The organism is Piscinibacter sp. HJYY11 (assembly GCF_016735515.1).
Taxonomy (GTDB): Bacteria; Pseudomonadota; Gammaproteobacteria; order Burkholderiales; family Burkholderiaceae_C; genus Rhizobacter.
In genome coordinates this window covers 1,523,045-1,535,229 of sequence record NZ_JAERQZ010000001.1, presented here as the reverse complement: position 1 = coordinate 1,535,229, position 12,185 = coordinate 1,523,045, and the positions used below count along the sequence as shown (strand labels likewise).

The window sequence follows — 12,185 nt, the reverse complement described above, 5'->3', positions numbered from 1 at the left end:
CCCCCTTTCAAGCGGCCGGCAAGGTGACGGTCACGCGTGTCCCTTCCCCGGGATTGGAGTGGATCTCGATGCTGCCGTCCAGCACCATCGCGATTCGCTTGCAGGTGGCCAGGCCCAGCCCCGTGCCGTCGTAGGCCTGCCGGCGGTGCAGGCGGCGGAAGGGCTCGAAGAGGGTGGGGATGTCTTCCGGTGCGATGCCGATGCCCTGGTCGGCCACGGTGACGCGCACGCGGTCGGCCTCCACCGTCGCACTCACCCGCACCTTCGGCGGCACGCCGGGTGGGGTGAACTTGAGGGCGTTGGAGACCAGGTTCTGGAACAGCAGCACCAGCAGGCTGCGCCGCCCGCGCACGAGCGGCAGGGGCTCGACCACCACCTCGCCCTGGGTCTGCGTGATCTGGGCGTGCAGCAGGTGCTGCACCTCCTGCATCACCTCGTCGAGCTGGTGCGCATCGTCGGGGTCGATGGCGGCGGCCTCCAGGCGCACGAAGCGCAGCAGGTCGTCGAGCATGGTGCGCATGCGGGCGGCGCCGCGCTTGACGAAGCCGAAGTACTGGTCGGCGGGCGGGGCGAGCGTGCCGGTCTCCTCGATCAGCCGCACGAACTGGGCGATGCTGTTGAGCGGCTCGCGCATGTCGTGCGACGTGACCCGCACGAACTGCTCGAGCGACTCGTTGCTGCGCTGCAGCTGCTCGACGGTGTGGGCCAGCTCGTCGCGCGAGTTCACCAGGTCGTCCACGTCGTGGGCGGTGAACACCACGGCGTCGATCAGGCCGTGCTCGTTGTAGACCGGGTGGTAGCTCGCATCGAAGACGCGGGTGGGCCGGCCCGGCAGCGCGTGCGAGGTGCGCACCTTCACCGGCTGGCCGTCGAGCGCGTGGCGCAGCTTGGGGCGGATCACGTCGTAGAAGAAACTGTTGCCGTACATGCCGGAGATCGTGCGCCCGTTGGCGCCGCCCGGCGGGAGCTGCCACAGTTCCTCGAAGGCGCGGTTGGCGAGCTGGATCTCGCCCTCCTCGTTGAGCACGACCATGATGTCGTCGCTGATGGAGGTCATGGCCGCGAGGTTGCGGGCCTGGCGCTCGACGGTGCTCTCCATCCGGATGCGCTCGGTGAAGTCCTGCGAGAGCGAATAGAAGCCCACCACCTGGCCGCTGTCGTCGCGCTTGGGCACGAGCACGGTCTCGGTGTGGCGCACGTTGCCGCGCAGCGAGGGGATGCTCTCGGGGATGCGCACCGTCTCGCCGCGCCACACGGCGTCGTAGATGAGCTTGCGGTGGGCATAGCGCTCGGGGCTCAGCAATTCGCGGATCTGCTTGCCGATCAGTTCCTTCGGCGGCACGCCCAGCCAGCGCGCGAGCACCGCGTTGACGAACTGCATGCGCTCCTCGCGGTCGACGTAGGCGATGCCGGCGGGCACGTTGTCGGCGATGTCGAGCACGCGCTGCTCGCTGCTGCGCGCGAGCTGGAGGGCGGCACGGGTCTCGTTTTCGAGGCGACGGCGCTCGGTGATGTCGCGCGAGGCGCCGAAGATCAGCTCTTCGCCGTCGATGACCGTGGTGGTGCTGGTCACCTCCACGTCGATCAGCGAACCGTCGGCGCGGCGGTGGCGGGTCTTGAAGCGCTGGTCGCCCTGCGTCGTGCGGCACCACTGCAGCGCCACCTCGGGGTCGCTGGCTTCCCATTGGGTGACCTCCATGCCGCGCATCTGCTCGCGCTCGTAGCCCAGCATGGCGGCGAAGGAGTCGCTGTACTCGATCAGCCGGCCACGCCGGTCGATCACGTGGATGCCGTCGCCGGCCGTGCGCAGCCAGGCACGGTGGCGGTCGGCCTCGCGCAGGCGCTGCGCCGCGTGGGCGATCTCGCGCTGCCAGGCCTGCACCAGCAGCCACGACGAGGAGGCGATCACGATCAGGGTGAGCGTGGCCAGGCCCACCGTGCCCCAGAGCTCGATGTACCAGGGCGCCATGGCCTCGGCGGTCGAGACACCGGTGACCACGACGAAGGGGTAGGGCCCGACCCGCGCGTAGGCACTGCTGCGCTCCACGCCGTCGAGCCCGCTCGAGGCGGTGTAGGTGCCGCTGGTGATGGGGGTCCGCATCAGCTCGCGCAGCTCGGCCGAGACCTTGTCGCTGCCGATCTCGTCGCGTGCGCCCGCCGGGCTGCGGGCCACCAGCCGCAGGCTGCTCGTGCGCAGGCTCGCGGCGCCGTTGCGGCCAAGCTGCACGTTCGCGAGCACGTCCTGGAAGCGCTCGGTCGCGACGGTCGCGTACACCACGCCGGCGAAGGAGCCGTCGGGGTGGTCGATGCGCCGCGCGAACACCACCACCCAGTTCTGGCTCGCGTAGCTCGTGACGGGCTCCGACACGATCAGCCCCCACTGGGAGGCGCGCGCCTTGCGGAAGTACTCGCGGTCGCTCACGTCGATGGGCGCCGGGGGCTCCGGGCCGTCCCCATAACGCACCATCCCCACGGCGTCGGTCGCCCGCAGGGCTTCGACGTGGGGCAGCAGGGCGCGGCTGGCCTGCATCAGCTTCTTCAGCACCGCGGGGTCGCGGCTGCCGGCGACCTGCTCGCGTTCGAGGCCGAGGATGGCCGAGCGCAGCAACAGGTCGATCTGGTCGATCTCGCTTTCGATGGATTGGCGCAGGGTCTGCGCGGTGTTCGCGGCCGAGATGCTGGCGCGATCGCGCGTGGCGTGGCGGCTGTTGGCGAGCGACACCGCGGTGAGCGTGACGATCAGCACCACGGCAAGCACGTTGGCTCCGACGAAACCCCGGACCAGCCACGCTGGTGCGATGGTTTCAGGGCCGGATCGCCCGGGGGCCCAAGGGCCCAGGGACAGTCGGCTCCAGAAAGACGCCGGTTTCATGCTCTTTGTTGGTATGCGCCTGCGGCGGGCGCGTGCCCAGGCAGTGTGCAACTGCGCCTGCGAGCACGGCAAGGATCAACCCGCTTGCGCCCGGCGCATCCTGGTATTAGTGCCGGCAATAGTGGGCGGTTGCCTCGAGATCAGAACAGCCCGGGTTGCGCGCCGATTTGTGCACGTTCGATCAGCAGGATCCGCAGCTTGGTCGACACGCCTCCTCCTGCGGAGAAACCGCCCGAGGCACCCCGCGCGGCGAGCACGCGGTGGCACGGCATGATCACCGCGTGCGGGTTGGCGCCCAGGGCCTGGCCCACGGCCCGCGCGAGCGACAGGTCTCCCAGTTCGGCGGCGATGTCGCCGTAGGTGCGCGTCTGGCCGGCGAGGATCTCGCGGGTGATGGCGTAGACGCGGCGGTTGAACTCGGGCAGGCCGCTCTGGTCGAGCACCACGTCGCGCAGGTCGACGGGTGCGCCATCGAGCAAGGCCTGCACGCGCCCGATCACGTGGGCCACATGCGCCGGCGGCTCGGCCTGCGGCAACGGCCCCCCACGGCGGAACATGCGATGCAGGGTCGCCTCGTCATCCGGCTCGGGCAGCTGGAACGCACGGATGCCGTGCGGGCCCCAGGCGATGCCGCAGCGGCCGATGGCGGTGTCGAGCAGTGTGCAGGCGGGCGTGTTCATCGAGGCCAATCTACACTGCGAGCCCTCATGCCGATGCTCCTGCTCGCCCCGATGGAGGGGCTCCTCGACCACACCCTGCGCGACATGCTCACGCGTGTGGGCGGGATCGACCGCTGCGTGTCGGAGTTCATCCGCGTGACCGGCACCCTGCTGCCCGAGAAGGCCTTCCTTCGCATCGTGCCCGAGCTGCGCCACGGCGGGCGCACGCATGCCGGCGTGCCGGTGCGTGCGCAGCTGATGGGCTCCGACCCGGTGTGCCTGGCCGAGAACGCCGCGCGGCTCGCCTCGCTCGGGCCGGCGGGCATCGACCTCAACTTCGGCTGCCCCGCCAAGGTGGTGAACCGCCACGGCGGCGGCGCGGCCCTGCTGCAGGACCCGAGCCAGCTCAGCGGCATCGTCGCCGCGGTGCGCCGCGCCGTGCCGGCGGGCATGCCGGTGTCGGCCAAGATGCGGCTCGGCTTCCACGATGCATCGCTCGCCGTCGAGTGCGCGCTGGCCTTGCAGGACGGTGGCGCCGAAGAGCTGGTGGTGCACGCGCGCACACGAGCCGACGGCTACCGGCCGCCGGCCTACTGGGAGCGCATCCCGGCGATCCGCGAAGCGCTGCACATCCCGGTCGTGGCCAATGGCGAGATCTGGACGGTGGCCGATGCGCAGCGCTGCCGCGAGGTGTCGGGCTGCGAGCACCTGATGCTCGGCCGCGGCATGGTCAGCGACCCGGGGCTTGCCTGGGCCATCGCGGCGCCCGGGCGCAAGGCCATCGGGTGGGCCGAGCTGCAACCGCTGCTCAAGGCCTTCTGGGACCTGGTCTGCGCCGAGCTCGCGCCGCGCTACCGCCCCGGGCGGCTCAAGCAGTGGCTCAACTACCTGCGGCGGCGATTTCCGGAAGCGGAAGCCGCCTACGCCGAGCTGCGCGTGGTGAACGACCCGCGCCGCATCGATGCATGGCTGCAGGCGATGCCGTCTCCCGCCCCGGCGCCAGTGCGTTCGCTGGACGCCGTGCATGCAGGATGAACCGGGCACCACAAACGAGACGAGGGAGATCGCGATGACGAGTTGGAAGACCTGGCGGCGAGCGGCCGCGTCGGTGGTCGGCCTGTGCATGGCCGGCGTGGCGCTGGCGCAGCAGCCGGCGTGGACGGTGGAGGAGCGCACGCAGCTCATCGCCGCGTGGCAGCACACCGCCGGCGGCGCGTCGTTCGAATACAAGCTCGTGGTCTTCGAGACCGAGCAGCAGGCGCGCGTCGCCCGTGCTTCCAAGTGGGGCGAGGGCACGCGCTACAAGGTCTACGACTTCCGCGCCGACAGCCTCGTCGACGTGGACCCGGCTCTGCGCGTGCCGGTGGCGCAGCTCTACGACCCGCAGCAACGCAGCCCGCTGGTGCGCTGGGTGCGCAAGACCGGCGCGATCCATTGGGCAGTGCTCGAGCTGGTCAAGCGCAGCCCGTTGAAGGAGCCGCGCGATGCGGCCGACTTCGATGCCCGTGCCCGGCGCTGGGTGGCGCAGGGCTACCTGCCCGCGCCGGCCGAGCTGGCCACCGACCTGGAGCACCGCGCCCGCGCGGCGTACTGGTTTGCCGGCACGCCCGAGGCGGTGAAGGCCGTGCCGGCCGAGCTCAGCCCCAACGTCTCGTTCGGCAACGAGATGACGCCCCTGACGAGCGCCGTGCTCGGCAGCCGCCTCTCCACCGTCGAGGCGCTGCTCGCGCGTGGGGCCGACCCGAACCGCTGCGCCTTCTGGGGCTGCCCGCTGCACATTGCATTGGCGCTGAAGGACGCGGCCATCAGCGCCCAGGCGGTGCAGCTGCTGCTGGCCGCCGGCGCGAAGCCGGGCCAGAACGACGCGCGCTTCGAAGGCTCGCGTGACGTGCCGCTCAACGAAGCGATCCGCTCGCGTCGGGTGGAGGCCGTGAAGGCCCTGCTCGATGCCGGCGCCTCGCCCGACGGCGCACCGGGCGTGCAGATCACGCCGCTCGTCGCCAGCGTGCTGACCGGCGACCGGGCGCTGCTGCAGTTGCTGCTCGACCGCGGCGCCACGCCGCTGCCGCACGACGACCGCGGGCTCGACAGCATCGGCCGGCCCATCACCATCGTGGCCATGGCGGGGGTCAAGGGAGACAAGGAGCTCGTCGCCTGGAGCGAGAAGCTCATGATGGACGCCGCGCTGAAGGCGCCACGCTACCGCTGGGACGCCCACATCGAGCAGGACGGCCGGCGCATCCCCATCGTCGACGGCGCCGAAGTGGCGCTGAAGGCGGCGCCTTTCAAGCTGGTGCTGACGCTGCCGCCGCCGGCGCATGAGTACGGCGTGTCGATCGCGGCGTCGTATTCGGCGGCACTGGCCGACGAGGTGCGGCGGCCCGACCGCGGCAACGGCATCTTCATCCCCACCCGCAGCGGCGCCTTGCCCGAGCCGCCGAAGGAAGACTCGTACGAGCTCTTCCTGTACGACACGCGGCCGGCCGACCCCAAGCCCGACGACACCTGGGGCGGCAACGTGCACCTGAGCGTCAACAAGCACCGGCGCGACTTCCACGAGATCCGCGCGGCGAAGCACGAGCACGTGCGCGAGTTCCGCGCCGTCGCGTCGATCAGCGACAAGGACGGTGTCGACGACAAGGGCGTGCCGCTCAGCGCCCTCAAGGGCAAGCGCATCACGCTGGCGCTGGGGGGCTTTCTTCCGACCGAGGAGTGGGTGGGCCGGCTGGTGGCGCCGCGGGTGGTGACGCTCGTGCTGCGCTGAGCGTGGCCGGCGTCAGTGGTGCTGGCCGGCAGCCTTCAGGCGCTGGCGCAGCGCCTCGGTGGGCAGGTAGCCTTGTGCCACCAGGTGCAGGTGGTCGCCATGCTCGGCGATGAGCGCCGGGAAGCCGCGGATGCCCCACTCCTGCGCGATGGCGAAGTCCTGGCGCACGTTCTCGCGCATCTCTTCGGAGGCGAAGGCGCGGGCGAAGTCGGCGCGCGGGATGCCCAGGGTTTCGGCCACGTCGGCCAGCACCTCGGGCTGCACCACGTTCTTGCCTTCGGCGTAGAAGGCATGCTGCACGGCCTTGAGGTATCGCCACACCACCTTGGGCCAGTGCTTGCGGACGGTGACGACGGCACGGCTCGCCGGCTCGGTGTCGTAGACGAAGCCCGGCTGGTGCAGTGCGGTGTGCGGCGCCTGGGCGAAGGGCTGGCCGCTGGCTTCGGCCACGTGTTTCCAGTGGCCGGCCAGCTCGTCGGCGCGCTCGGGCGGTGTCGGGTCGGTGGTGTAGGGGCGCAGGCCGCCCATCACCAGGGCGAGTTGCAGGGGGGCGAGGTCGCCGGGGGCGGCGAGCAGTTCGTCCATGGTCCTGGCAAAGCCATAGCACCAGGAGCACATGGGGTCGGCGACGTAGATGAGGTTCATCCCCGGATGCTATCTGTGCCTTGCCGGCTATGCTGGCCGCTGCCGCAACAGCCTTCCTCGCATGAGCATCGGGATCTACCTCGCCGTCGTCCAGTTCCTCTTCGCGTTGTGCTGGACGGTCTATGTGGCCTACCTGCCGACGCTTGCGGCGCAGGTCGGCATTCCCAAAACGGCGGTCATCTGGATCCTGATGCTGGACCAGCTGATCTTCGTGCTCTCCGACTACGCCTTCGGCGTGGCGAGCGACCGCGCTGCCAAGGTGGTGGGCCGCATCGGGCGCTGGGTGGCGGGGGTGACGCTGCTCTCGTGTGCTGCCTTCCTGGCCTTGCCGTTTGTCGCGCCGTCCGGCTCGGCGACGGTGTTTCTCGTGCTGGTGGTGCTGTGGTCGGTCACCTCGTCGGCCTTGCGTGCACCGCCGCTCACGCTCATCGGCCGGCATGCGGCCAAGCCGCAGCTGCCGTGGCTCGTGGCGCTGTCGGTGCTGGGCCTGGGGGTGGCGAATGCGATCGCGCCCTACCTCACGCTGCACCTGCGGGCGATGGACCCGCGCGTGCCCTTCGTGCTGGCGAGCGTGGCGCTCGCGCTCGTGACCTGGGGCCTCGTCGCGGCCGAGCGCGCGTTGGTGCGAGACGGCGCCACGAAGGCGCCCGACGCGGCGCCCTCGGGGCTGCCCGCGATTCCCGGCTTCCTGGTGGCCGCGGTGCTGGCGGCGGTGGCGTTCCAGGTGCATGGCTTCCTGAACAGCGCGCCGCTCTACCTGCGCTTCGCCCCGCCCGATCAGCTGGCGTGGCTGATCCCGGTGTTCTGGATCGGCTTCAACCTCGCGATGCTGCCGGCCGGCGCCCTCACCAAGCGGGTGGGCGGCTGGCGGGTGATGCTGGCCGGCGCGGCGGTCGCAGGCCTGTGCACCTGGGCGGCGCAGCGCGCGCCCTCGCTGCAGGCGCTGATCGTGGCGCAGGGCGTGGCGGGTGCTGCGTGGGGCTGCGTGCTGATGGGTGCGTTTGCCACCGCGCTCGCACTCGGACACACCGGTCGGGAAGGGCGGCTGGGCGGTGCCCTGTCGTCGGTGCTCGCGTTTGCGGCCCTCTCTCGCATGGCGGTGCTGGCCGCCGAGTGGCACAAGGCCCCCGAGCTGCAGCTCGCCCTGGCCTGGGCGCCGGTGGCCGGCTGGGCGGCCGCAGCGGGCGTTCTGTGGTGGGCGACGCGCCGGCGGCCCGCTTGAGCTAGTCTCTGCCATTCCCTGTTTCCCAGGAGGTGCCTTGAAGACCTTCCAGATCGAGCTTCAAAAAATCAAGTCGATGAGCAACAGCAACCAGACCGGGCTCATCGAAGCGCGCGTCGACGCGCTGGTGACGCCCAGGAACGCACGCGGCGACGAAGAGCCCACCACCACGCTCAGCTTCGACGAGGCGACGGCTCGTGTGCTGATGCTGCTGCTCAAGCAGCAGCTGGCCGAATTCGACGGCCGCAAGGCGCGCAGCCGCCGTTGAGCGCTCACCGAGACGGACGCACGGAGACCCCCATGAACACGCTGCTGCACGGGGTCACCGTGCTGGATTTCTCGGAGTACATCGCCGGCCCCTACTGCGGCTTCCTGCTGGCCGACCTGGGCGCGCGTGTCGTCAAGATCGAGCCACCCGACGGCGCGGAAGAGCGCCGCATGGGCGGCTCGGCGCGCCGCTATGGCGGCAACACGCGCATGTCGCTCGCGATGAACCGCGGCAAGGAGAGCCTCTCCGTCGACCTGCAGCAGCCCGAGGGCCGCGAGATCGTCTACAAGCTCGTGCAGGAGGCCGACGTGGTGCTGCAAAACTTCGTGCCCGGCGCGGCCGAGAAGCTGGGCATCGACTACGAGACGCTTGCGAAGATCAACAAGCGCATCGTCTTCCTCAGCAGCACCGCCTTCGGCGAGGTGGGTCCGTACCGCAAGCGCAAGGGCTTCGACATCATTGCGCACGCCGCCTCGGGGGTGATGTCGCACTACGCCGACGAAGACGGCGCACCGCGCGGGCCCGGCGGCATCGCCTACATCGACATCGGCACCGGCATGCTCAACGCGCTGGGCATCGTGAGCGCGCTGTACCACCGCAACGTGTCGGGCGAGGGGCAGAAGATCGAGACGTCCCTCTTCAGCACCGGCATGGCGCTGCAGGCCATGAGCCTGCTGCACATCGACGCGCTCGACGCCGAGCAGCACGCGGAGGAAAAGCACATCCTCAAGACCGCGCTCGGCGAGGGCAAGAAGCACACGCAGATCATCGACGAGTTCGCCGAGATGCGGCTGCGCCGCGACCTGCCGCACACCACACGGCCCATCGAGGTGCCCGACTGCCTGCACCGCCCGACCGACCGGCAGGTCTACCCCTACTACCGCGTGTACCCCACGGGTGACGGCTACCTGGGCATCGCCGCGCTCAACCGCAAGCTGCGCGACAGGTTCTGCACTGCCATCGGCGTGGTCGACGACCACGTCGACGTGGACACGGGCGACGTGAGCGATGAGGTCTACTTCCGCCAGAAGCAGATGATGAAGACCATCGAGGCACGCCTGCGCGAGCACGGCAACGCGCACTGGATGGCGGTGCTCGAAGCCGCCGGCGTGCCCTGCGGCCCGGTCCACTACCGCGCCGACCTCTACACCGACCCGCAGGCCGAGGCGCTGGGCCTGATCTGGGAGCTGCACAACCGCGACCTGGGCGCCTACAAGGCTTCGGGCCACCCCATCCGCTTCAGCAAGACCCCGGTGCAACCGGGTCGGGGCGCGCCATCGCTCGGCGAGGACACCGAGGCGGTGCTGCGGCAGGCCGGCTACGGCGACGACGACATGGCCCGGCTCAAGGCGGCCAAGGTGGTCCGCTAGCCCGGCGCCAGGCGCCCAATGTGACCGATTGCACAGCCTGCGCCATGCTGCAGTGCACTCGCGCGACAATGCGCCGCGAGCCCCACCCCGATGCCCAATCTCAGCCCCGTCAAGACCGCTCTCGGACAGGATGAACTGCGCCACCGCACCCGCGGTCTGGGGCAGCGATATCGCACCGTCCTGCTGCTGGTCGATGGGCGGCGCACGCTGGGCGACGTGCTGGCGATGGCGCTGAAGGCAGGCGCCCAGACCACCCACTTCCAGGAGCTGGTGCAGATGGGCCTGGTGGAAGTGCCCACCGAGATGGCCGCGGCCGAGCCGGTCGAGACCGAACCCGGCGCGCTCGACACCCCCAAGCTCACGAGCGTCGACCTCGACGTCTTCCCCGAGCCCGCGCTGACCCCGATGGCCGAGCTGCTGCCCGACGAGGACGACAGCCGGCCGATGCCCTTGTTGTCACCCACGCCTCCGCCGGCCGCGCCGGCGCAGGCCCTGCTCGAGCCTCAGCTCCCCAAGCGGGTGTTCGAGGACCCCAAGGCCCCCGAGAACCGCGAGGTCCTGATGGGCTCGGCCCAGGGGCTGCCGATGATCGACGTGGGCGGCATCGCCGAGCCGCCACCCGAGCCGAAACCGGCCCCTGCCGCGGCCGCCGCCAGCGCCTACGTGCAGGCGCCTGGGGTGACGCTGAACGACGCGCCGCGCACGCCGGAGTGGGTGCAAAGCGTGCGGGAGACCCCGTTCAAGACCGCCGACCACGCGCGCCCGGCGCCGCGCATGACCGACGAGGAGCGACTGCAGTACGTGCGCGACCTGCTGCTCGACACGCTGCGCCGCGATTCGCTGCTTTTCGCCACCTTCTCGCTGGGCCGCGTTCGTGCCGCCACCACGCAGAAGGAGCTGATCAAGCTCGTGTGGGAGGTCGAGCGCGACCGCGCCCACCCCCGCCGCAACCGTGACCAGCTGCTCAACCTGCAGCGCGCCCGCGAGCTGCTCGGCATGGGCAACACGCTCGTGGCCGGCGACAGCCAGCCCGGGATGCCGCACTCCGAGTATTGAGCGCCCCGAGGGCCGGGCTGCGCCAGCCCGCCTTGAGAGCTTCAGGTCGTGGCCGGCCGGCCGCTCACGTCGGGCTCGCCTTCGCTTTCGAAGAGCACGCGGTACAGCCCGCCGCCCAGCAGGGCGCCCACCAGTGGCGCCACCCAGAAGAGCCACAGCTGCTGCAGCGCCCAGCCCCCGACGAAGAGCGCCGGCCCGGTGCTGCGCGCCGGGTTCACCGAGGTGTTGGTCACCGGGATGCTGATGAGGTGGATGAGCGTGAGCGCCAGGCCGATCGCAAGCCCCGCGAAGCCCACCGGCGCACGCTTGTGGGTCGTGCCGAGGATGACCAGCAGGAACATCGCCGTCAGCACCACCTCGGCCACCAGCCCCGCCACCAGCGAATACTTGCCCGGCGAGTGCTCCCCATAGCCGTTGGAGGCCAGGCCGCCCGCGAGGTCGAAGCCCGGGGCGCCACTCGCGATGACGAGCAGCACGCCGGCCCCCGCGATGGCCCCTGCCACCTGTGCCACCACGTAGGGCAGGATGCTGCCGCCGGGGAAGCGCCCGCCGGCCCACAGGCCCACCGTCACCGCCGGGTTGAAATGCCCGCCCGAGATCGGCCCGAGCGCATAGGCCGCCGTCACCACCGTCAGGCCGAAGGCGAGCGACACGCCGAGGAGGCCGATCCCCACCTGCGGGAAGGCCGCTGCGAGCACTGCGCTGCCGCAGCCCCGAGCACCAGTCAGAACGTTCCCACCGCTTCAGCAGTCAGCTTTGCAAGCATCGCAATCCTCCTCCAAGGGTTGATGACCTCGGGGATGCTAGGCATCCGTGATGACCGTCACAAGCACCACGTTTGCAGATGCTTGCGTGCTTGACGGAAAGCGCAGCGTCGACAGTCCACCCGCTTCCCACGCAGATGAGGGGCCCCGGAGTGGTCGTAAGTCACATGAAACCTGTCGGATCAATTCCTACAGTTCTCTCATCCAGTTTGGGACGCCCAGCCGAGACACCCACCTAAGGACGTCGAAGCGGTCAACGCCTAAGCTTTCGTCACGTTGATACCAACGGTAGAGCAGCAGGAGTTCGTTGCCATGAATACCGATTTCGCCAAACCCGCCTACGAGTTGCGCTTCCAGTCCCTCTTCCAGGAGGGCCGCGCGCTGACTTTCCCGTGCGACGCAGGTGGCCACGTGCAGCTCGATTCGCTCAGCGAGCGGGCCCGCCACAACTACCTGTACGCCCGCGCGGTGGTCGGCCGCGAGTTCGCCGCCCCCGCGGTGCAGTTGAGCGACCTTCACTGACACGATCTCCACGGCGCCCTTCGGCGCCGTGTTCGTTTGAGGG

11 protein-coding genes are annotated in these 12,185 nt (G+C 70.4%); 7 read left to right on the top strand and 4 right to left on the bottom strand.

Features of this window, described 5'->3' with window-relative positions; translation table 11 throughout:
• Nucleotides 1–7 precede the first annotated feature (7 nt).
• The gene (locus JI745_RS06895; RefSeq protein WP_201804890.1) at nt 8–2,758 is read right to left on the bottom strand and encodes a PAS domain-containing protein; all 2,751 of its coding nucleotides are present in this window, start codon (nt 2,756–2,758) and stop codon (nt 8–10) included.
• A 254-nt stretch (nt 2,759–3,012) separates the two neighbouring features.
• Nucleotides 3,013–3,552 carry a methylated-DNA--[protein]-cysteine S-methyltransferase gene (locus tag JI745_RS06890; RefSeq protein ID WP_201804887.1) on the bottom strand — a complete coding sequence of 180 codons (540 nt, stop codon included), beginning with the start codon at nt 3,550–3,552 and terminating at the stop codon, nt 3,013–3,015.
• 33 nt (nt 3,553–3,585) lie between these two features.
• Here JI745_RS06890 and JI745_RS06885 point away from each other — a divergent pair, with 33 nt between their 5' ends.
• Entirely contained in the window at nt 3,586–4,566 is a 981-nt protein-coding gene (locus JI745_RS06885; protein ID WP_201812379.1) for a tRNA-dihydrouridine synthase, read from the top strand.
• 34 nt (nt 4,567–4,600) lie between these two features.
• Nucleotides 4,601–6,295: an ankyrin repeat domain-containing protein gene (locus JI745_RS06880; RefSeq protein WP_201804886.1), complete on the top strand. Its 1,695-nt coding sequence runs from the start codon at nt 4,601–4,603 to the stop codon at nt 6,293–6,295.
• Between the two features lie 12 nt (nt 6,296–6,307).
• On the opposite strand, the gene JI745_RS06875 is transcribed toward JI745_RS06880, so the two are convergent.
• Nucleotides 6,308–6,940 (bottom strand): DsbA family protein, encoded by a 633-nt coding sequence (locus JI745_RS06875; protein ID WP_201804883.1) that lies wholly within the window; start codon nt 6,938–6,940, stop codon nt 6,308–6,310.
• Between the two features lie 61 nt (nt 6,941–7,001).
• On the opposite strand from JI745_RS06875, the gene JI745_RS06870 reads away from it, so the two are divergent.
• The 4 genes from JI745_RS06870 (at nt 7,002) to JI745_RS06855 (ending at nt 10,856) form a co-directional block, all read left to right on the top strand.
• Nucleotides 7,002–8,162, top strand: a complete 1,161-nt coding sequence (locus JI745_RS06870; protein ID WP_201804880.1) for an MFS transporter — start codon at nt 7,002–7,004, stop codon at nt 8,160–8,162.
• Between the two features lie 37 nt (nt 8,163–8,199).
• Nucleotides 8,200–8,430 carry a hypothetical protein gene (locus JI745_RS06865; RefSeq protein WP_201804879.1) on the top strand — a complete coding sequence of 77 codons (231 nt, stop codon included), beginning with the start codon at nt 8,200–8,202 and terminating at the stop codon, nt 8,428–8,430.
• 32 nt (nt 8,431–8,462) lie between these two features.
• Entirely contained in the window at nt 8,463–9,800 is a 1,338-nt protein-coding gene (locus JI745_RS06860; protein ID WP_201804878.1) for a CaiB/BaiF CoA-transferase family protein, read from the top strand.
• A gap of 90 nt (nt 9,801–9,890) precedes the next feature.
• Nucleotides 9,891–10,856: a hypothetical protein gene (locus JI745_RS06855; RefSeq protein ID WP_201804876.1), complete on the top strand. Its 966-nt coding sequence runs from the start codon at nt 9,891–9,893 to the stop codon at nt 10,854–10,856.
• 41 nt (nt 10,857–10,897) lie between these two features.
• Here the strand turns inward: JI745_RS06855 and aqpZ are convergent, their stop codons facing one another.
• Entirely contained in the window at nt 10,898–11,584 is a 687-nt protein-coding gene (gene aqpZ / locus JI745_RS06850; protein WP_404932844.1) for an aquaporin Z, read from the bottom strand.
• Nucleotides 11,585–11,932: 348 nt separating this feature from the next.
• Between aqpZ and JI745_RS06845 the strand changes: the two genes are divergently transcribed.
• On the top strand, nt 11,933–12,142 hold the full coding sequence (locus tag JI745_RS06845; RefSeq protein WP_201804874.1) for a hypothetical protein: 210 nt from the start codon (nt 11,933–11,935) through the stop codon (nt 12,140–12,142).
• Nucleotides 12,143–12,185 lie beyond the last annotated feature (43 nt).